The following is a 20244-nucleotide window of genomic DNA, read 5'->3' as shown; positions in this document are numbered from 1 at the left end:
TTTTTACTTTTTAGTGCAAAATTTTAGGATTCGTTTGACAAAATATAACAGAGGTGACAAAGGGCTACCGCTGTTGTATAGAATATGGTTTGCTTTTTTTACTTCTTTTTAGCTCTATTATGTTGAAATTGTCTGATAATATCCTGCTATAAAAATAGATGCAGATCTCTACTACTTTTCTATCGCCTTAAAAAACCTTATTGATAATGCTTTAAAATATTCTTCCAATAGACCTATAAAAATTATTGCAGATATAAACAGCCTCAAAATCATCAGTAATGGCTTAGCATTGAGCAAAGAGTTAGACTATTACTGCAAACTTTTCACACAAGAAAATAACTCAAGAGAAGATAAAGGCTACGGTCTCGGACTGAATTTAGTCAAAACTATTTTAGAAAAACATCATTTTCAACTTCAATACAAACACCATAATGGCAAAAATATTTTTAGTATTATTTTTGGGTATTCTACAAACCCTATGAAATAGTAACTTTAATAGAGAATCCCCTAAAAATAGGAATTTCTTAAAATATTCTATTAAAGAGAACGTAACACCACTTTAGTCCTTTGACTAAGATATAGGCTTCTTGCCTATATCTCCTTTTTTTTAATGAGTCGATAGCACTCATTCGCAATTTCCAACTCTTCATCCGTTTGTATCACTAACATTTTTATATTTTTCAGTAGTGTATTATCCATTACAGCATCACGAATCTCTTGAGAATTTTCTCCTATGCCACCACTAAAGACAATGGCATCGACATTTTCAAGTAAAACCATATAGGCACCTATATATTTCTGGATTCTACGCACCATGATATTAATGGCTAGTTTTGCTTTTTCATCCTCACGCAGGAGTATCTCACGTAGGTCATTTTCACCACATATTCCTAAAAGTCCGGACTCTTTGTTGAGAATATGTTCTATCTCTTTTGAGGTTTTTCCAAGAGAGCGCTGCAGATACAAAACTATCTCTGCATCGATATCACCACAACGCGTCCCCATCACAAGTCCTTCAAGCGGAGTAAACCCCATCGAGGTATCGATGCTTACACCATTTTTTATAGCACAGGCAGATGCACCGTTTCCAAGATGGAGTGTAATGATATTTATCTCACTGGACTCTTTTTTCAGCTCTTTTGCAGCCTCTTTAGCCAAGTATGCGTGCGAGGTACCATGAAATCCGTAACGCCGAATTCCCTCTTTTGCATACAGTTCATATGGTAAAGCATAAAGATACGCCTCTTTTTGCATACTTGCATGAAAAGCTGTATCAAAAACAGCAACTTGCAAAATATGTGGAGCCTTTTTCAGTGAGATTTCTATACCTATTAAGTTTGCAGGATTATGCAGTGGTGCCAAAACAATAAGCTCTCTAATTATATCAACGACGCTCTCATCTATAATAACACTCTTTTGAAGTTTCTCTCCGCCATGCACGACTCTATGCCCTATGGCATCCAAAGTCTCAAAGTCTATATTTAAAGCGTCCAATGCCTCTGCGTGAGATGCTATGTCTGTATCACTCTCCCCTATTCTCTCAATAGTTTTCGAAAAAAGTAGGGCTTTACTTGGGTACTCAAAAATCTTGCACTTCAGTGATGAGCTTCCTGAATTTAAAACTGCTATCTTCATGAATCTTGTGCTGCCTGAATAGCTGTAATGGCCACGGTATTGACAATATCTTCGACCAAACATCCCCTGCTTAAATCATTGACCGGTTTTTTAAGCCCCTGGATAATCGGCCCAATAGCAATTGCACCACTGCTTCGCTGGACTGCTTTATAGGTATTGTTTCCAGTATTTAAATCCGGGAAAATGAAAACCGTTGCTTCTCCTGCAACCTTGGAGTCTGGCAGTTTTATACGTGCAACGTCTTTATTTATTGCAGCATCATATTGGATAGGCCCCTCTACCAACAAATCCGGTCGTTTTTGCTTGACAATATTGGTCGCCTCTCGTACCTTATCTACATCAGCTCCATGACCACTCTCCCCTGTAGAGTAAGAGAGCATGGCAACTTTTGGAGTAATGCCGAAAGTTTTAGCAGTATCTGCAGAAGCGATGGCAATATCTGCCAACTCCTGTGCATTTGGGTCTTCATTGATAGCGCAATCTCCATAGACCAAAACCTTTGTCTCAAAACATATAAAGAAGACGCTCGATACTATAGAGACATTCTGTTTTGTTCTTATAATCTGCAGTGCCGGTCGCATTGTATCTGCCGTTGAATGAATCGCTCCGCTAACCATTCCATCAGCATAACCACACTCAACCATCATCGTAGCAAAGTAGCTCAAATGTGTTATGGCATCACGTGCTTGCTCACGTGAAAGCCCTTTATACTTTCGTTTTTCATAAAATTTCTCAGCAAACTCATCCAGATATGCAGACTCCAAGTGATTTATAACCCTTGCATCTGAAAGATTGAGCCCAAGGCGCATTGAGCGCTCTCGCAGTTCATCTTCATCGCCAAGCAGTATAATATTAGCAACACCACGTCTAAGAACTATCTCTGCAGCACGCAGAATTCTCTCATCACTTGATTCAGGTAAAACGATTGTTTTTTTGCTTGCGTGAGCCATTGCAAAAAGTTTATACTCAAACATCTGCGGTGTCATTATCTCACTATATGTAGAAGCTATTTTCTCTTCGATTGCCCCAATATCTACACTTTCATTAAAAAGTCCCAGTGCGAGAGCAATCTTTCGTTTCGAGTTGACTCGCAGACGTGAATGTACCTTTAAGATGTTTTTTGCCGTATTGAAGGTATCACTTTTTACCGAGAGTATCGGTATCTTAAAGCTCTCCAGTCCATCGATGAGCTTTTGAATATTTGGATGTATCTTCATATCAAAAGGAAATACGATTGCAGAGATATTGGGATACTTTGAGGAGTGCAGTGCACCATAAAGCCCTAAAATAATGTCAGACCTGTCAGCAGGAACAATGACCAGATCATCCTCTTCAATATGTTCTAAAAAGTTATCCAGTGAGAGTGCTGCAACTTTCATAGCTCTGATAATACGAAGCGGATCATGTTCGCCTAAGATAATACTCTTGGCATGTAAACTATCCATCACATCTTCAATGGTTGGAAGATTGAGTTCTTCTAACTCTTTTAAAAGATAGGTTGTATATTTTGTTTGTGCAAAAAGTTTGTGAAGTTTTTCTAAGTTCTCTTCTTGAACACGATTGACAAAAGTTGCAAAATGGATACAACCAACAGAGCTAGAGTGTTCATTTTCTATCAGTACCTCTTCATATACCTCTTTGGGTGTTTTATCTTTTGCACTGATGATATTGATGTAGGGCGCACCAAAATTTTGTGCGATTTTAACATTTAAATCATATGATATTGTCGAAGTTAAAAAAGATTTGCGGATTCCCTCACACAAAACAAAGTCATACTCTTTCTCAAGCCTTTTAAACTTTGCAATAAGATTTTCTATAAGCTCACTTTCTCTACCTTGTGAAATAAGCTCTTCTACCTCAGCAATATCATAAGCAAAACAGTCCTCATATGCGATATCAAGATTGTAACGCTCTAAAATAAAAGAGATATCACTGTCACGAGTCTCACGTGAGTAGATTATAGGACGGAAAAAAGCAACACGATGGAGATTACGTTTGAGTATCTCCATCATCCCCATAGAGACAAAAAGCGTACCCGCGTTTTTTTGCTGTGCTGCGATATAGAGCGATTTTATCTTCATAAAAAATCCTTAGTGTATAATTCTAGCAAAAAAAGGCAATATTGTGACACCAAAAAAGTTAATGATAAGCAGGTATGAGGCATTTGTGAGAAAAGATTGGGAATATTTGGCTCGGACCTCTACTTCACAAAGTGTCGACGAACTAAAACTGATGCCAGATCTTGAATGGCTCAAACTTGAAGTGTTGCATGATTATGACAATATTGTTGAGTTTAAAGCCTACTACCGTGAAAATGGAAAAATTGGTGTTTTACATGAAAAAAGTTACTTTATAGAAGAGAGTGGCAGTTGGAAATATCAAGATGGTGAACTTTTTAACGCCAAAGTAGAGAGAAATGAACCATGTCCATGCGGTAGTGGGAAAAAGTTTAAAAAGTGCTGCGCTATATAGACCTTACAAAAAGATAACTCTTTTTCACAAATCCCTCTTTCTCATAAAGCCTATGTGCATCTTCTCTTTGCATACCGGATGAAAGCACGATATTTTCACATGCCGCTGTTTTTGCATAGTCTTGCAGATACGCAAGCATCATCTTGCCATAGCCTTGTGAGCGAAATGATGCATCAGTTACAAGATCAAAGATATAAAGATGTCGTTTATGGTATAAGTTTGTCTGTACGGCAACACCTGCATAAGTAACAAGCTGTTCTTTTTCAAAAAGACCTATCATCTTATACTCCATATGACGCATATCATAAATCAGGTCTTCAAACTCATCATAGCTAAGCTCACGCAGTTGTTGTAAAACATCATAAACAGGATAGAGCTCTTTTAGTGTCATTTCTCGTATTTGCATTCAGTATTGTAACAAAAGCTTCATAGAAATAGCCTCTTATTTATAAAAATATAGCTATATTTTCAGGAAAAAAGAGGTTAGAATGAAAAAACTCTCCTACTTTTTTATTATCACCACCCCAACAAACTAACTCAAATTTTGAGTTAGTTTGTTGGGGTGGTGATAAGTGACTGCAGCGCAAAAGACTCCTCCAACTAAAATAATCATCTTTTAAACAACTCTTGGATATAATCGCGAAAAATTTATCCAAGAGAAGCTTACAATGGTAACAGTACAAAATCTTACAATGCGATACGGAAACAGAACTCTGTTTCAAGATATCAACTTAAAACTTGACCGTCATAAACGTTATGGACTTATCGGTGCAAACGGTGCCGGAAAAACAACTTTCTTAAAAATCCTCTCAGGTCAAATCAATGAGTATGAGGGTGAAGTTATCATCCCTAAACAAAACAGAGTTGGTGTTTTAGGACAAAATCAATACGCTTTTGAAGATTTTACTATCACAGATGCAGTTCTTTATGGAAACAGACGTCTTTATGATGCCATCAAAGAAAAAGAAGAGATTTATATGACAGGGGACTTCGAAGATGATGCAGTTAACAATCGTCTTGCAGAGTTAGAGACTATCTGTGTTGAAGAAGACCCGACATATGAGTATGATGTAAACATTGCAAAGATACTTGAAAATGTCGGAATTCCTGCTGAAAAGCATAATGAGCTGATGAGTACACTTGACTCGGCGGACAAATTCAAAGTCCTTCTTGCACAGGTGCTTTATCCAAAACCTGATGTGCTTTTCCTCGATGAGCCGACAAATAACCTTGACATTGAGACTATCAGCTGGTTAGAGCATGAACTGCAGCGTCATGAGGGAACTATGGTCGTTATCTCACACGATAGACACTTTTTAAATGCTGTTGTAACAAACATCCTGGATGTTGATTATCAAAAGATCCGTGAGTTTACAGGAAACTATGATGACTGGTACATTGCAGCAAATGTAATGGCGAAACAGATGGAACTTGACAATGCCAAAAAGCTCAAAGAAAAAGAACAGCTTGAAGCTTTCGTTCGCCGTTTCTCTGCAAATGCTTCAAAAGCAAAACAGGCAACATCACGTCAAAAGCAGCTTGAAAAACTCAATATCGAAGAGATCAAACCATCTTCTCGCCGTGACCCGTCTATCGTGTTCAAAGCAAAACGTGTTATGGGTGATGAAGCACTTGAAGTCAACCATATTTGTCACGCTTATAGTGATAATGAAGTACTCAAAGACATCACTTTTAAAGTAAATCCGGGTGAAAAAATCGCACTTATCGGTGGTAACGGTGTGGGTAAAACGACACTGATTAAAATCCTTATGGAAGAGATGAAGCCAAGCTGTGGCGGAGAAGTAAAATGGGGTGCTACAATTGAGAACTCTTACTTCCCACAAGATACAGCAGACATCATTGAAGGCAACGGAACACTCTATGACTGGTTGCGTGCATTTGATCCAAAACGCGACATTGCAGAGATTCGTAACTGTCTTGGTCGTATGCTCTTTAACGGTGAACAGCAAGAAAAATCTGTAGAGTCTATCTCAGGTGGAGAAAAACATCGTATGATGCTTTCTAAAATGATGCTTGAGGGTGGAAACTTTTTAGTTCTTGATGAGCCTACCAACCACCTTGACCTTGAAGCGATCGTAGCCCTTGGTGAAGCACTGCACAACTTTGACGGCAATGTTATCTGTGTCTCTCACGATAGAGAGTTACTTGATGCATTTGCAACGCGTATCATTGAGCTGCGTGAGGATCATACTTATGTTGATTTCCAAGGCAGTTATGAAGAGTTCGCTGAGGCTAAAGAAGCTGGTAAGATCTAATCATGCCTGCTTACCGTAATTTTTTAGGACTTGGAATTGCAGGCAACTTTGCCCTGCATCTCGCACAAGCCGGAGAGCTTGAAGATTTTAAAGATGTTATTACTGAAGATGAGGCAGCACCGAAGGGAATCTTCCCTTTTTATCTGCCATGTGCAAAAACAACATCCACTGAACGCCCACGTGAAATTCTCTCTACCTATCCACTCTCAGCAACTACCATTAACTTACCAAAAGAAAATGTCAATGTACAAGCAGAACCTGAGGTTGGACTCGTATGTGAGATAGAGTACGAAGATGGCAAAGTAACAAATATCACTCCAAAACAATTTGGCGCATATAATGACTGCTCTATCAGAGTTGGAGGTGCTGCAAAAATCAGTGATAAGAAAAACTGGGGTGAGAATTCCAAAGGACTTGCAGAGAAGCTCATTAAAATTGATACATTTTCAGAGGGTGGCATTATGGATAACTACAGTATCTGTAGTTTTTTACGTCGTGATGGAAAACTCCATGCTTATGGGGAAGATGTAGAGCTAAATGGCTATAGCTATTTCTATAAGAAACTAACAGACTGGATAGCCAATCAAATCAATACCCAAGAAGATTTTGGCCCGCTTGAAGATATCAAAAGTTATATCGCATCCTGTAGTAATCCTACAGAGCTTATCATCAGTATTGGTGCGACACGGTATACACCTTACGGAGAGAGTACCTTTTTAGCATCCGGTGATGAAGTTATCGTAACGCTTTATGACCATACACAAGAAAATATTGAAAGCCTTACGCAGGATTTACAAAATGGCCTATATGCAAAAGAAAACAGAAGCGTCTTGGCACAAAAAGTCATCTAAATGAGCAGAGGGAAAAAACTTGACATCTTCATCGGTGCAGATATCGATGATGGCTGGGCAGAAGTCCAGAGTCCACGTAAAAGCCAAGTGGTTTCTGAAGTCCTAGCACCGCAAAAGCATCTCTTACACTTTGCAAAAGAGAAACGTCGAGGCAAGACAGTAACGCTTGTAGGACCTTTTGAACTGCAAAAAGAAGATGCCACAAAACTCTTAAAACTACTCAAGAAGAAACTTGGATGTGGTGGAGCATACAAAGATGGTTTTATGGAGTTTCAAGGCGAGTTGAAAGAGAAACTACGCCCTCTTTTGATCGCAGAAGATTTCCGTTTTAAACAAGGACACTAAGAAGCGTTACGATGTACCTCTTCATGCATCGGTTTTGTTGTTGCCGCACTTACATTTGAAGTGATGATGTACCTGTCACGTCCACTCTCTTTTGCCTCATAAAGCATCTCATCCGCACGTGAGATAAGTATCTCATCATCTAAAGCCTCATCAGCTATACAACAGACAACGCCTATGGAGATCGTAACAAAATCAGAAACCTTTGACTTTTCATGTCTCAGCTCACGACCGCGTACAGCATCACAAATCTCACGGGAAAGTTTTGCACTGTTTGACTCATCTGTTTCACTCAGCAATACGCCAAACTCTTCACCACCAAGTCTAAAGACATAATCGCTTGGACGCTTGAGTGTATCTTTTAAAACTTTTGCAACGGACTTGAGTGCGAAATCTCCTTCAACATGTCCATAAGTATCATTGTACTGCTTGAAGTAGTCGATATCTAGCATCATAAACGTAATGTATGTTTTGTTTCTTTTTGCACGTTTGAGCTCACGTTCGTAAACAAAGTTAAAATATCTTCTGTTATGCAGATCTGTCAAAGAGTCCGTATAAGATGCATTTTCAAGTTTTTTGTTTGCAATTTTTAATTTTTTCGCTGCAATTTCTAGCTGCGTATGGTCCTTTTGAATACTTCTAAAGACATAGAGTAAAACAGCAAGTATGCCCAAAATAACAACAGAGAGAATAATTCCAATACGCAGCATCATAGTATGATAAGTATGTAAAAACTTCTTTCTCTCATAATATGCCACACTCACTTCATAGTTGATAAGCTTTTGCAGTACCCTGTGAATATATGCTACTTTTTTTTCCAAAGTGTTTATAGAGATTTTTGTAAGGTCTTTACCATTCTTTGCAGCATAGAGGATCTGTTGAAAGTATCTGTTCGTTGCTTTTATCTCTAGATTTGTATACTCAACATACTCCATCTCCTCTTCACTCTTAAAATGAGATATATAACTTTTCCATTTTTTATTGATCTCATCTAAAGAGTCCTCAAGATTAAAAATAATCTCAGAAGTGCTTATCTCTTTGCGTGAGGCTTTGTAGAGTGTATCTGCAAGTCCATTATGATATTTTTGCAAAATTTCATTGAGTTCTGTTACAGGAACCAAGGAACCAAAATAGAGGGAATCGATATTTCTTTTCATGGCATTGACATAGGTTGTTCCCATGATAGCAACACTTATAAGTCCAATAGTAATGAGTAAGAAAAGAAATAAAAGCTTACTTCGAAGTTTCAGTGCTTCAATAAACTGCATACGGCTCCCTCTGACAATAATAAAGCATATCTTGTGCCAATTTTATGGTAGAATTTCACCAATTTAAATAAACCAAAAAAATTGTTATAAAAAGAGAAAACTATGGAAGCAAAAGCAATTAAAACAGAACGTTACTTATCACAAGAAAAGATACAAAAGCATCTGCAAAATGTAGAATACATCATTATGGCAGCCCCTGCACCGGAACACTTTAAAGATACACCGATTCATTTCACTATTTTTCTCAATACTGCAGATACTATTCCTGCTGATATTCAAACAGCTATCCTAAATAAATTTCGAGATGAACACAAAATAGGTGAACCGGCAGAACTTTTGAGTCAAATTATGCCGGTTGGTTTTGCCATCAGTAGCTCTCAAGATACACCTATGCCAATGTTACTTGTAAAACCAGAAGACCAGAGAACCATTGCAAATGTTCCGATGCATGTTATGGATTTTCTTGCTGATTCTGATGAGTTTTTCGAAGCAAAAGAGAAAAATCTCACTGGATGGAGCTACTCTTACGAAGTGTAAGCTTCCATCTCTTCTATCTCTTTTTTTATCGCTTTAGAGAGGTTCTTAGCCCCTTTTTCTGTCACTAAGATATTATCTTCAATGCGTATGCCTATTCCTCTGTATTTTTTTGGAACTTTGCTATCTTTTTCATCTATATAAATACCCGGTTCGATTGTTAAGACCATACCTTTTTTAAGAGGAACCTCTTTGCCTTTTTTAGTTTTGTACGGAGCCTGATCATGAACATCAATGCCCATCCAGTGTCCTATTCCGTGAGGAAAATACTTTTTATGACATTCTTTTTTGAGAAGTTTTTTCACCTTGCCATGCAAAATTCCAAGTTTTACCATTCCCTCGCATAAAAGCCTCTCGGCTCTTTTTTGCAAACTGCTTCGCATGACTCCGGGTTTTACCATTTTAATTATCTCTTTTTCAACATCTAAAACCAGCCCATAGATCTCTTTTTGCGCTTTTGTAAATTTTGTTACAGGAATCGTTCGTGTTATGTCACTTGCATAGTAGTTATACTCACACCCTGCATCGATGAGAATGAGTTCATCTTTTGTGAGTCTTGCACGATTATCTATATAGTGCAAAGTATTTGCATTGTTTCCTGATGCTACGATGGAACTGTACGCATCACTCTGTGCCCCATATTTTTTAAACACATACTCCAATTCAGCTTGAAGCTCATACTCATAGTGCAGTTTTGATGCCTTTTTCATCGCTCTGTGGTGTGCTTTTTTTGTTATGTCAAGTGCCTTTTTTATAAGTGCTATCTCTGCATCTGATTTAATAAGACGCATCTTCTCAATCAGACTTGCCGCATTTTTAAAGGTATCTATCTTTTTGGCATAGCGTTTTAAGAGCTTGACTTTAGAGTAATCAAGTTTAAAGTCATAATAGAGTCTCTGTTTTGCTTCTAAAAATTCTTTGAGTTTCAAGGGGAGCTCACTATACTCAAATACATCATCGACAATAAAGATCTCTTTTGCCTGTTGTTGCCCAAGTCGTTTTCCATTCCAAAGCTCTTCATTGGCATCTTTTTTGTGTACTAAAAGATATATTTTTGTTTTTTTCGCCTCTTTGACAAACATCAATGCTGATTTATCTTCAGTAAATCCTGTCATATAGTAAAAATTACTCTCTTGTCTGTAGGGATATTCTGTATCGTTTGAGCGTGTTTTTACTTCAGCACTAAATAGCACAGCAACAGAGTACGGCTTTAGTTTTTTGGCAAACTGTGTACGTCTCTCTTTATATTCTTTCTCTTTTATCATTTACAACTTCCTGATATCCATTGTATCATCTCATCCAAGCTCTCACCGAGCAGTTCATTTAAAGCGACAACTCCACTTTGAGCATTAGCTCTTTGTGTCTTTTTCTCTTTACTTATATGCTTACTTGCGATAATTTTTGCCGTTTTATTATCAATAAGTGAAAATGTAATTGCAATTTTTACAAACGACTCTTTTTCATCTTCACTATAATATTGTGAAAAATCATCCACTCTGCTCTCTAGTGTATAATCACTGCGACTGAAAGATTTATGATTATCTACTGTTTGAAAGATATTTGCACTCTGGAGTGCTTTTACTATCGCATCACTGATAGCTCTGTTTGGATTTTCTGCCCACTCTGATCGATTATATGCGAACTCTTTGTATTTGCCGACAACATACTTCATCTTTTTGCTCATCAAAGAGCTTTTTACAAAGACCTGTGCAACTGTCAAGGAACTTTTTTGACAAGAGCTTTTTAGACTTTGTGCTGTTTGGATCTCTGTATCAATCCTGTACTCTGTTATTGACGGATATGTTGTCGAACAGGACGCAAAAAAAAGCACCATAAAAGCTACTACGATATTTCTCATTTTATCTCTCCCCCGGAGCAGTTTTTTCTTCTGTTTTTTTATAAAGTATATCAGAAGGATTACGTTTAAACTCCTGCAACGTATTTTCTACATCTATCATTACGTTTTGACTCTCAAGCATCGTGTTGTTTACTGTATGACTCATCTTCTCAAAGGTAATAGCAGAGTCCGAAAAAGAGACTGCCATATTTTTCATTGTGTTATCCATTCTAAAATACGTCCCTTTGATAGCTTCAAAAGATGCATTGATATTATCTTCCCATTCGATACTCTTTGCAACAAAGGTATCAATCTTAGGCATCAAATTATCAACTTTATAGGTGATATTGTCTAAATTATTCATAGAGCTTTGAAAATGTGTAATCGTTTTTTCATCAAGCAGCCTGTCAAGTTTATCCATGATACTTGCAGTTCGTTTTAAAAGTAGTCCAACCTGTTTTTGATTCTCATCATTGAGCAGTTTTTGTGTTTTATAAAGCGTTGCAGAGAGTTGCGAGGAGACATCCCCAAGTGAGCGTTCAAAGTGCTCGAAAAAGGAAGGAGTTGTTTTGATAACCGGATACTTTTGCCCCTCTTTTGCTTTGAGTGGCGGCGCATCATTTTTTCCCTGCGTGAGGTTAATGTAAGTAAGTCCCGTGATACCCTGTGCAGTTAGTTTTGCAACACTGTTTTCTTTAATTGGTGTGCTTTTTAAAATATCGACCGTAACTTCTACCTGCTCTGTATTTTTTGGGCTGATTCGCAGTCGTATCACTTTTCCTACTGTAATGCCTCTGTATTTTACAGGTGCATCAAGATTAAGCCCCAAAACAGACTCATCAAAATAGATAAGGTACTTTTGCGTCTCTTCATCCGTTGAGGGTTTTAACATCCAGTATGCAAAACCAAACATTAAACCAAGTCCTATTAAGACAGAGAGACCAATAAGTGCATAATTTACTTTATTATTCATTTCATTTTCCCAAAAAAGCTTTCTATAAAATCATTTTTTACATTTGTCACTTCTTGGAGTGTTCCTTCATATATAATCTTTTTGTTGTCAATTATAGCAACTTTATCCAAAGTATCATATATTGACTGCAGATCATGACTGACCATAACAATCGTAAGCCCCAACATATCACGCAGTTTCAGTATCAAACTATCAAACTCACGTGCCGATATCGGATCGAGTCCACTAGTTGGTTCATCTAAAAAGAGTAGTTTTGGGTCCATTGCTAGTGCACGTGCCAATCCTGCTTTCTTACGCATACCACCACTGATCTCTGAAGGGTAGAGATTTGCATCTTCTGTTTTTAAACCAACCAAATTGATTTTAAATCGTACTATCTCGTCTATCATTTTTTCTGAGAGCTCTGTATATTCAATCAAAGGTAGTGCAACATTCTCTTTGAGTGTCAAAGAAGAAAAAAGTGCACCAAACTGAAAAAGTACACCCCACTGATGCCGCAAGCTCTGTGCGTCTCTCTCACTGATAGTCTCAAGTCTCTTGCCTAGCAGTTCAATGGAACCACTTGTAAACTCTTGGAGTAGTACCATCTCACGCAGTAGTGTTGTTTTTCCACATCCACTCGGTCCCAAAAGTCCATAGATCTCACCCTCATTGATTGTAAGGTTAAGACCGTCATGGACAATTTTATCACCAAGAACAGTGCGAACATCTCTTACTTTGATGAATTCCATTTTATATTCCTAAATTTGTAAATGCGATGGAAAAAACCGCATCACATACAATGACCGCAAAGATGGACTCAACAACACTTTTGGTTGTATTAAATCCTATGCTTTGCGTATCATCTTTTACCTTAAGCCCTCGGTAGATCCCAATAGCAGCAATCAAAAATGCAAAGAATGGCCCTTTTACGATTCCTACATAAAAATGCTTCGCAGCAATAACCTCACTAAAACGGTCCATAAAAAGCTCCATTGTGATGTTCAGGTCAATATTTGCAACAATCAAACCACCAAGCATCGCCATCATATCTGCTACAAAGATAAGAATCGGCATCGTTATCACAAGTGCGATGATACGAGGAAGTACTAAAAAGGCAAAAGGCTCAAAGCCCATCGTCTTCATTGCATCAAGCTCTTGTGTTATCTTCATTGCCCCTATCTGTGCCGCATAGGCCGAACCACTACGCCCTGCAATAACAATAGCAGTAATCAAAGGTGCCAATTCACGAAAGATAGAAATTCCCAGCATATCAACGATGAAGATATTTGCTCCATAGATTTTTAGCTGGTAAGCTGACTGATAGGCCACAACAAGACCAATTAAAAAACTTGTCAGTGCAATAATTCCAAGAGCCCGTATAGCACTCTCATTTATCTCAAAAGCTATCTCTTTAAAACGAATATTTTTGAGTGATGTTATATAACGCAGGTTCGTTGTAAAAAGCTTTCCAAAAAAATGTAAAAAAGAGAGAAGCCCGATGTAGTAGTTATAAAATAACTCTCCTGTTTGTTCTAAAAAGCTCTTCTGCTTTCTTGGTACAGACTTATGAGAACTTTTCATATTCTCTTTGATGAGATTCAAAGTATCTTTTTGTGTTGTATCTTCTAAAAGTAGAGTAACTGCTATCTCTTTTTTTGTGAAGTATTTTTCCAGATTATAAATAAAGAGCGCCCCGGCAGTATCAAGAAATGTCACATCCTGAAAATCCAGTTGCAATGCATTGAAAGAATATGTTTTTACATAAGCTAGCGCTTTTTCTATGTTGGCAATTGTATAGAGTGTAAGCTCTCCTTCAAAAGTGATGAAGAGCTTATCATCATGGAGGTCGATAAGAGGTTTTTTACACATCGAAATGTTTTAGAAATCTCTCTCTAGTAATTTGTTGACTTTTAAAATTGTAATAATTTTATCTGCCTGTTTTCCAACACCATCAATGATAGTATCATCACCGTTTATAGTATCAGGTGCCGGACCGATATTCTCTTTTTTGATACGAATCGCCATTGTAAGTCTGTCAATCACAAAACCGGCAACATCATCCCCATGACGCATAACGATAAAACGAGTATCTTCTCCATGTTTTTTTGCAGAGAGCCCAAATTTGAGACGTAGATCTATAAGCGGAATAACAGCACCACGCAGATTAAAGACCCCAAGAACATAAGGTGGTACCTGTGGTACTCTTGTCCATGAAAAAGGTTTGATAATCTCCTGAATTGATAAAATTGGTACTGCATACTCTTCATCGCCTATCATAAATCCTACAAGCTGTACAACATCATCGAGCTGTTCTACTACGCTGTCTTGCTGCTGGGACTGTTTGTTAATAATATCTTTTAGTTTATCACTCATTATAAGAACTCCGCTTTAAAGTTAACATTTCTCTGTACAACACTTGCCAGATAATCAGACGAATATGGTTTTGTAATATATTCAACCATTCCGGACTCAACTCCACGCATTCTGTCAGCTTTACTTGTTCTTGACGTAACAGCAATAAGAGGAAGATTTTTGTATCTGTTATACTTCTTGATTTCACTTGCAAGCGAATAGCCATCCATTCTTGGCATCTCAATATCAATAAGCATAGCATCAAAGTTATAATCACCTGATTTCAAGATACTCAGAGCCTCTTGTCCATCACCTGCTTCTACAAGTGTCATACCCATAGGTTCGAGTGCTTTTCTCATGATTGTTCTGTCTGTTTTGGAATCATCCACAATCATAATGACATAATCACTCGCCTGTGATTTCTCTTTACTTGCACCGCCCTCTTGTGCTTCTGTCATTGTTGTAGCTTTAACATTTTTAGCGATATCCATGAGTGCAACAACATCCACTATGAGTGTCACACCACCATCACCTCTGATTGTCGCACCGGCAATACCTTCAATACCTTTGAGATAATCTCCAAGTGACTTGATAACGATCTCTTCTTGACCTACAAGCGTATCAACAATAAGTCCTAGTTTTGAAGTCCCAAGTCCCAGTACAACAACATAAGCATGTTCACTTGCATCCAAGATACGTTCTACCTCAAAAATATCTCCGATATGAACAAGAGAGAGTACATCATCACGCAGACGCATAACGCTTTTCCCCTCAACCGTATAGATCTCATCTTTGGAGATTCTAACCGTCTCTAGAACCGAAGCGAGTGGAATCGCATAGTGCTCTTCTTGAACACCAACTAAAAGTGCCTGAATAATCGCAAGTGTTAGAGGAATTTTTAATTTAATGGATGTACCCTTGCCTACTTCAGAATCGATGTCGATGATACCATTGAGTTTCTCGATGTTTGTTTTTACAACATCCATTCCAACACCACGACCACTTACATTCGTAACAGCTGCAGCAGTTGAAAATCCCGGTTTAAAGATAAGCGCAAACGCCTCTTTATCACTCATTGTATCAGCTTCTTTTTCAGTGATGATACCTTTCTCTAAAGACTTATTCTTAAGCATTTCAGGATCAAGCCCTTTACCGTCATCATCGATTTGAATGACAATCTGGTTTCCTTCGTTGTAAGCTTTTAGTGCGATGGTTCCTGTCTCCGGTTTTCCTTTTGCAACACGTTCCTCCGGAGCTTCAACGCCATGATCACATGAGTTACGGATAATATGAACAAGCGGATCACCAATCTCTTCAACGATAGACTTGTCCAGTTCTGTCTCCTCACCAGAGATGACAAGTTCTATCTTTTTGTTCAGCTCACGTGAGAGATCACGGATCATACGAGGAAATTTGTTAAACACTTTTCCAATAGGCAGCATTCTTGTTTTCATAACGGCAATTTGAAGGTCCGTTGTTACAAGTGAAACAATTGATACAACCTGATTGAGCTCTTCTAAGAACTCTTCACCCTCATAACGCTCTTCAACATCATCATTGATTTTAATCAGTCTGTTTTTTGCAAGAACAAGCTCACCGATAAGATTCATCAGGTGGTCAAGTCGTTTTACATCAACACGAATCGTCTGTTCAACCTGAGCCGGAGCTTTTCTTGCAGGTGCAGCGGCCTTTGGTTCCTCTTTTTTCTCCTGTTTTACAGGAGCTGGTGTTGGAGCCGGAGCTGGTGTTACTTTTTCTTCCTCTTTTTTCTCCTCTTTTGCCTTTTCCTCTTCTTCATCAGGATTTGGCATTTGCGGTACCTTTTCGCCTGCAGCTATTTTTGCTTCACGTTTTTTTCTATCTTCTTCCTGGCGCTGTGCGAGAAGTCTCTCTATCTCTGCTTCGACCTCTTCAGGAGACATATTTTCATAATCTATCTCCTCTTCATCATCTTCAGAACTGCTCCCTTCTTCTGAAGCAGCATTTTCTTCTTCTCTACTCTCTTCTTGGGCAGATGCTGCTGCAGTTGGCGTTTCAAATTCACCGCTTCCACCTGTTATCTTGTCAAGTCGAGCAACACACGCTGCAACATCGATGCCGCTATCACTGTTTGTATCACGAATCTGCTCTAAAAGTTGTTTCATTAAGTCAACAGACTCTAAAATAACATCCATAATATCTGGAGTAATGGTCAGCTCACCATGACGTGCACGATTGAGTACATCTTCCATATGGTGTGTCAAGTGTGTCAGTACATCAAAATTTAAAAATGAAGAAGCCCCTTTTACAGTGTGTGCAACACGAAATATTCCGTTTAAAAGATCCAAATCTTCCGGATTTGATTCCAATTCCACCAAATCTTCATCAAGTTTCTCAACCAGTTCAAACGCTTCTACTAAGAAATCTTGTAGAATCTCTTGAAATTCATCCATATTTTATACTCCTATTTCATATGTGCACGCACAACACGCGACACTTCATCATAAAATGAAGAAGCCTGAAACTTCACAAGGTAAGCTTCCCCTCCGGCTTCTATTCCTCTTCCTTCACTAAAATGATCACTAATCGAAGAGTTAAACACAATCGGTATATCGTTAAATCGTGCATCGTCCCGTACATTGGCTGCAAAATGGAAACCGTCCATTCGAGGCATCTCCACATCAGAGATGATGATTTTTAGCTGCTCTTTGAGGTTCTCTCCATACATCTCATAGAGGTCATTGAGTTTTGAGAGTCCCTCCTCTCCATCCATCGCTTCAACCACATTAAAGCCCATCTTCTGCAATGCATCTTTAACGATCTTTCTTGCCGTAGCACTGTCATCGAGAACCAGTGCCAATCCATGAAATGTCGTAATCTCCTGCGGTGCATTGTCTGTATCGGGTTCATAGAGTCCAAGATCCTGCACCACGCTCTCCAAATCGAGTATAAGCAAAACAGAATCCCCCTCTATTTTTGTCACACCGGTGATCTTGTTTGCATCAAGACCGCTTGAAGAGCTTATGAAGTTTGCCGGTTCTATATCGCTCCATGAGATTCTTCGGATTCTTCTTGCTTCATGAACAATAAAACCAATAAGTACATTATTAAACTCAGTAATAATGACACGGGCATTTTTCTTTGCATCTTCAGGCTCTTTGATTCCCATCCATTTTGCCAGATTGACAACTGGAATCACAACCTCACGCAGATCAAAAATACCTTCAATAAACTCTGGTGTTCCTGGAAGTTCTGTTAAAAAAGGCACACGGATAATCTCACGCACTTTTGAAACATTGATACCGTAAATACCTTCATATACTTTATCTTCTTCTTGTTTTAGTATACGAAAGTCAACAAGTTCCATCTCATTGGAACCGATTTTTAGGGAGTTATCATCCATCTTTTACATCTCCTTGGAGAATTGGTGTTCTTCTAACAATTCTTTATCGTGCTTCGATTTTACAATAAAATATCTTTGATTGCAAGCAAAAGCAGCTAGGTTAATATAAGTAAAACTGCTAAGTTCAAAGCTTCTATTTTGGTGAAAATGCCCCTCTACAAAATAGTCACATGCAAAGCGATTTGTAAAACGGTTTCTGATGAAATCTTCAAACCAAGAGAGCTCTTTACAATCATCTTTTTTATCCAAATGTGCTTCGATTTTGTTGATGATGAGATGGTTTAATGCGATATCGATGTATTTTAAAACAAAAAGAATGAAAGGATTGCGAATCAATGCCGTATATATTTTATACCCAAGTTTTCCATCAAAATCACCGTGAGCCAGACAGACTTTTTTATCATCAAACTGCAAGGTTACAGGTTGGAGTGCGAGAGGAAAGATTGTAATGTTTTCAAAGACAACCTTGAGATTAAAGTCATGATTGCCTTCAAAGTAGATGACCTCGATCTCCTCTGCTATTGCATCAAGCAGTCTTATCATCTCTTTATTCTCTTCATAGGTATAATCAATGAGTCCAAAGAGGGCATCAAAGATATCACCCATTAAGATAAGTTGTGATGGTTGAAGTTTTTTTGAGTGGATATCTTTTATAAGAGCAAGAAGCTCTGGTCTATGTAGTGAGTAGTGTGCATCAGAGATGATGTAGGCACCCTCACGCAGCTCTAAATTATGGGACATAGGCTATATCGGGGATGCCCATCTTCTCATCAAGCCCCATCACAAGGTTGGCATTGACAAGAGCTTGTGATGATGCACCACGCATCAAGTTATCAATCGCAGAAGCGATAAAGAGCAGAGTTCCTTTTTGTTTGACATAGATATCACAAAAGTTTGTCCCTGCTACATCTTTCATCGTTACAGGCGTCTTACTTATACGAATAAAAGGCTCCTCTTTATAATACTCACGCAAGAGCATTTGGGCATCAAAACTCTCCTCTACCTGAATGTAGATAGAACTGATCATACCACGTGTTACAGGTACGAGATGCGGCACAAAATTCACCTCATCAAACTCAATTCCAAGTTTATTTGCAATTTCTGGTGCATGACGATGCATTAAAGGATTGTAAGCAAAGAGATTGTCATTGACATTGACAAAGTGCGTTGTATCGCTCAGTTTTTTTCCAGCTCCGCTCACACCTGTTTTTGCATCTACAATGACAGGTGTGCTTGGCACTCTTTTATCCATAAACGGTAAGAGTCCTAAAATGGCAGAAGTTGGAAAACATCCCGGATTGGCAACAAGTTTCGCCGATTTCAACTCCTTACGGAAAAGCTCCGGTAGACCATAGACTGCGTGAGAGAGATTGGTAACATCCGTATGCGGACAGTAAAACTCTTCATAGATATCTTGCGGCAGACGATAGTCGGCCGAGAGATCAACAACTTTGACACCTTTTGCAATGAGCGGCTTAACATAGGCCATCGCTGTTTTATGCGGCAGTGCCAAAAATATCAGATCACAGGCAGCCGCCATTGTATCTACATCTGCACAGTGCACTTCATCTTCACAAACTCCACTGAGTGAGGGATGAAGTGCATTGATAGTTGTACCACCTTCTGAATTTGCAATATAGACAAGATTGAAAATAGGATGCTTGAGTAGCATCTTGACCAGTTCAAGTCCTGTATAGCCTGTTGCACCAACAACGCCTACATCAATTTTATTCGCAGTCAAAGATAATCTCCTGATACTTCACTTCATCTATCTCAAACTCTTTCTCACCACCAGGAAGACGTACCTTGACCTCATCACCCTCTTCTTTACCTAAAAGCTGTTTGGCCAAAGGTGAGTTAAATGAGATAAGCCCCATATCCGGATTACTCTCAGCACCACCGACAATCGTATATGTTACCTCTTCATCACTCTCCATATCAGTCATCACAACAGTTGAACCAAAGCTCACTTTTGAGTGTGCCAGCTCACTAGGGTCAACGATCTGTGCATTCCCAAGTATCTCTTGAAGTTCTGCCAAACGGTTATCAATATTTTTTTGTTGCTCTTTTGCTGCATGATACTCGGCATTTTCTTTCAAGTCACCATGTTCAAGTGCTTCTTCAATTGCCTTCACAACAGCAGGACGCTTCACCTCTTTTAAATCTTTTACCTCAGCCTGAAGTTTTTCATAGCCATATATTGTCATCGGTTCGACATTTTGCATAATTGTTCTCTTTTTTGCGTAATTATACCAAAATATAAACAAAATCCCCCCCCCATTTAACCTTTGCTTAAATTAAAAATCTATATGATTGTTTCAATCTTAAAAAAAGGCAAGA

General features: G+C 38.4%; 21 protein-coding genes. 6 read left to right on the top strand and 15 right to left on the bottom strand.

Features of this window, described 5'->3' with window-relative positions:
* Positions 1–148 precede the first annotated feature (148 nt).
* Positions 149–487 (top strand): ATP-binding protein, encoded by a 339-nt coding sequence (locus ES948_RS09125; protein ID WP_152184638.1) that lies wholly within the window; start codon positions 149–151, stop codon positions 485–487.
* A gap of 104 nt (positions 488–591) precedes the next feature.
* Here the strand turns inward: ES948_RS09125 and ES948_RS09120 are convergent, their stop codons facing one another.
* Positions 592–1635, bottom strand: a complete 1044-nt coding sequence (locus tag ES948_RS09120) for an acetate/propionate family kinase (RefSeq protein WP_152184637.1) — start codon at positions 1633–1635, stop codon at positions 592–594.
* Positions 1632–3716: a phosphate acetyltransferase gene (gene pta, locus ES948_RS09115; protein ID WP_152184636.1), complete on the bottom strand. Its 2085-nt coding sequence runs from the start codon at positions 3714–3716 to the stop codon at positions 1632–1634. Before pta ends, ES948_RS09120 begins: the two co-directional genes overlap by 4 nt.
* 43 nt (positions 3717–3759) lie before the next feature.
* On the opposite strand from pta, the gene ES948_RS09110 reads away from it, so the two are divergent.
* Positions 3760–4107 (top strand): YchJ family protein, encoded by a 348-nt coding sequence (locus ES948_RS09110; RefSeq protein WP_152184635.1) that lies wholly within the window; start codon positions 3760–3762, stop codon positions 4105–4107.
* Here the strand turns inward: ES948_RS09110 and ES948_RS09105 are convergent.
* On the bottom strand, positions 4100–4513 hold the full coding sequence (locus tag ES948_RS09105; protein WP_152184634.1) for a GNAT family N-acetyltransferase: 414 nt from the start codon (positions 4511–4513) through the stop codon (positions 4100–4102). The genes ES948_RS09110 and ES948_RS09105 overlap by 8 nt on opposite strands.
* Positions 4514–4775: 262 nt before the next feature.
* Between ES948_RS09105 and ES948_RS09100 the strand changes: the two genes are divergently transcribed.
* From ES948_RS09100 to ES948_RS09090, 3 genes are read left to right on the top strand one after another with little or no spacing between them, the layout of a single operon-like run.
* On the top strand, positions 4776–6383 hold the full coding sequence (locus tag ES948_RS09100) for an ABC-F family ATP-binding cassette domain-containing protein (protein ID WP_152184633.1): 1608 nt from the start codon (positions 4776–4778) through the stop codon (positions 6381–6383).
* 2 nt (positions 6384–6385) lie between these two features.
* Positions 6386–7234: a DUF5718 family protein gene (locus ES948_RS09095; protein WP_152184632.1), complete on the top strand. Its 849-nt coding sequence runs from the start codon at positions 6386–6388 to the stop codon at positions 7232–7234.
* Positions 7235–7579 (top strand): translation initiation factor, encoded by a 345-nt coding sequence (locus tag ES948_RS09090; protein ID WP_152184631.1) that lies wholly within the window; start codon positions 7235–7237, stop codon positions 7577–7579.
* Here ES948_RS09090 and ES948_RS09085 read toward each other — a convergent pair.
* Positions 7576–8844, bottom strand: coding sequence for a diguanylate cyclase (locus ES948_RS09085; RefSeq protein ID WP_152184630.1), 1269 nt, complete (start codon positions 8842–8844; stop codon positions 7576–7578). The genes ES948_RS09090 and ES948_RS09085 overlap by 4 nt on opposite strands.
* A 102-nt stretch (positions 8845–8946) precedes the next feature.
* On the opposite strand from ES948_RS09085, the gene ES948_RS09080 reads away from it, so the two are divergent.
* Complete coding sequence (locus ES948_RS09080; RefSeq protein WP_152184629.1) at positions 8947–9381, top strand: hypothetical protein; 435 nt, start codon at positions 8947–8949, stop codon at positions 9379–9381.
* On the opposite strand, the gene ES948_RS09075 is transcribed toward ES948_RS09080, so the two are convergent.
* Genes ES948_RS09075 through greA form a run of 11 tightly spaced genes read right to left on the bottom strand, consistent with a single transcriptional unit; the run spans position 9369 to position 20129 of the window.
* Positions 9369–10643 (bottom strand): aminopeptidase P N-terminal domain-containing protein, encoded by a 1275-nt coding sequence (locus tag ES948_RS09075; RefSeq protein WP_152184628.1) that lies wholly within the window; start codon positions 10641–10643, stop codon positions 9369–9371. The two genes, ES948_RS09080 and ES948_RS09075, sit on opposite strands and share 13 nt — an antisense overlap.
* Positions 10640–11236, bottom strand: a complete 597-nt coding sequence (locus ES948_RS09070; protein ID WP_152184627.1) for an ABC-type transport auxiliary lipoprotein family protein — start codon at positions 11234–11236, stop codon at positions 10640–10642. The genes ES948_RS09075 and ES948_RS09070 overlap by 4 nt, the downstream gene beginning before the upstream one ends.
* A gap of 1 nt (position 11237) precedes the next feature.
* On the bottom strand, positions 11238–12188 hold the full coding sequence (locus ES948_RS09065) for an MlaD family protein (protein ID WP_246153854.1): 951 nt from the start codon (positions 12186–12188) through the stop codon (positions 11238–11240).
* Positions 12185–12919: an ABC transporter ATP-binding protein gene (locus tag ES948_RS09060; protein WP_152184626.1), complete on the bottom strand. Its 735-nt coding sequence runs from the start codon at positions 12917–12919 to the stop codon at positions 12185–12187. Before ES948_RS09060 ends, ES948_RS09065 begins: the two co-directional genes overlap by 4 nt.
* 1 nt (position 12920) lies before the next feature.
* Complete coding sequence (locus ES948_RS09055; protein ID WP_152184625.1) at positions 12921–14039, bottom strand: MlaE family lipid ABC transporter permease subunit; 1119 nt, start codon at positions 14037–14039, stop codon at positions 12921–12923.
* Between the two features lie 9 nt (positions 14040–14048).
* Entirely contained in the window at positions 14049–14543 is a 495-nt protein-coding gene (locus tag ES948_RS09050; RefSeq protein WP_152184624.1) for a chemotaxis protein CheW, read from the bottom strand.
* Entirely contained in the window at positions 14543–16954 is a 2412-nt protein-coding gene (locus tag ES948_RS09045; RefSeq protein WP_152184623.1) for a hybrid sensor histidine kinase/response regulator, read from the bottom strand. Before ES948_RS09045 ends, ES948_RS09050 begins: the two co-directional genes overlap by 1 nt.
* A gap of 11 nt (positions 16955–16965) precedes the next feature.
* Positions 16966–17904 (bottom strand): chemotaxis protein, encoded by a 939-nt coding sequence (locus tag ES948_RS09040; protein WP_152184622.1) that lies wholly within the window; start codon positions 17902–17904, stop codon positions 16966–16968.
* A gap of 3 nt (positions 17905–17907) precedes the next feature.
* Positions 17908–18645 carry a UDP-2,3-diacylglucosamine diphosphatase gene (locus ES948_RS09035; RefSeq protein ID WP_152184621.1) on the bottom strand — a complete coding sequence of 246 codons (738 nt, stop codon included), beginning with the start codon at positions 18643–18645 and terminating at the stop codon, positions 17908–17910.
* Positions 18635–19645, bottom strand: a complete 1011-nt coding sequence (gene argC, locus ES948_RS09030) for an N-acetyl-gamma-glutamyl-phosphate reductase (RefSeq protein WP_281346802.1) — start codon at positions 19643–19645, stop codon at positions 18635–18637. The genes ES948_RS09035 and argC overlap by 11 nt, the downstream gene beginning before the upstream one ends.
* On the bottom strand, positions 19632–20129 hold the full coding sequence (gene greA / locus ES948_RS09025; protein ID WP_152184620.1) for a transcription elongation factor GreA: 498 nt from the start codon (positions 20127–20129) through the stop codon (positions 19632–19634). Before greA ends, argC begins: the two co-directional genes overlap by 14 nt.
* Between the last annotated feature and the right edge of the window lie 115 nt (positions 20130–20244).

Source organism: Sulfurimonas indica (genome assembly GCF_009192995.1).
Classification (GTDB): Bacteria; Campylobacterota; Campylobacteria; order Campylobacterales; family Sulfurimonadaceae; genus Sulfurimonas; species Sulfurimonas indica.
This window is presented reverse-complemented; position numbering and strand designations above follow the sequence as displayed.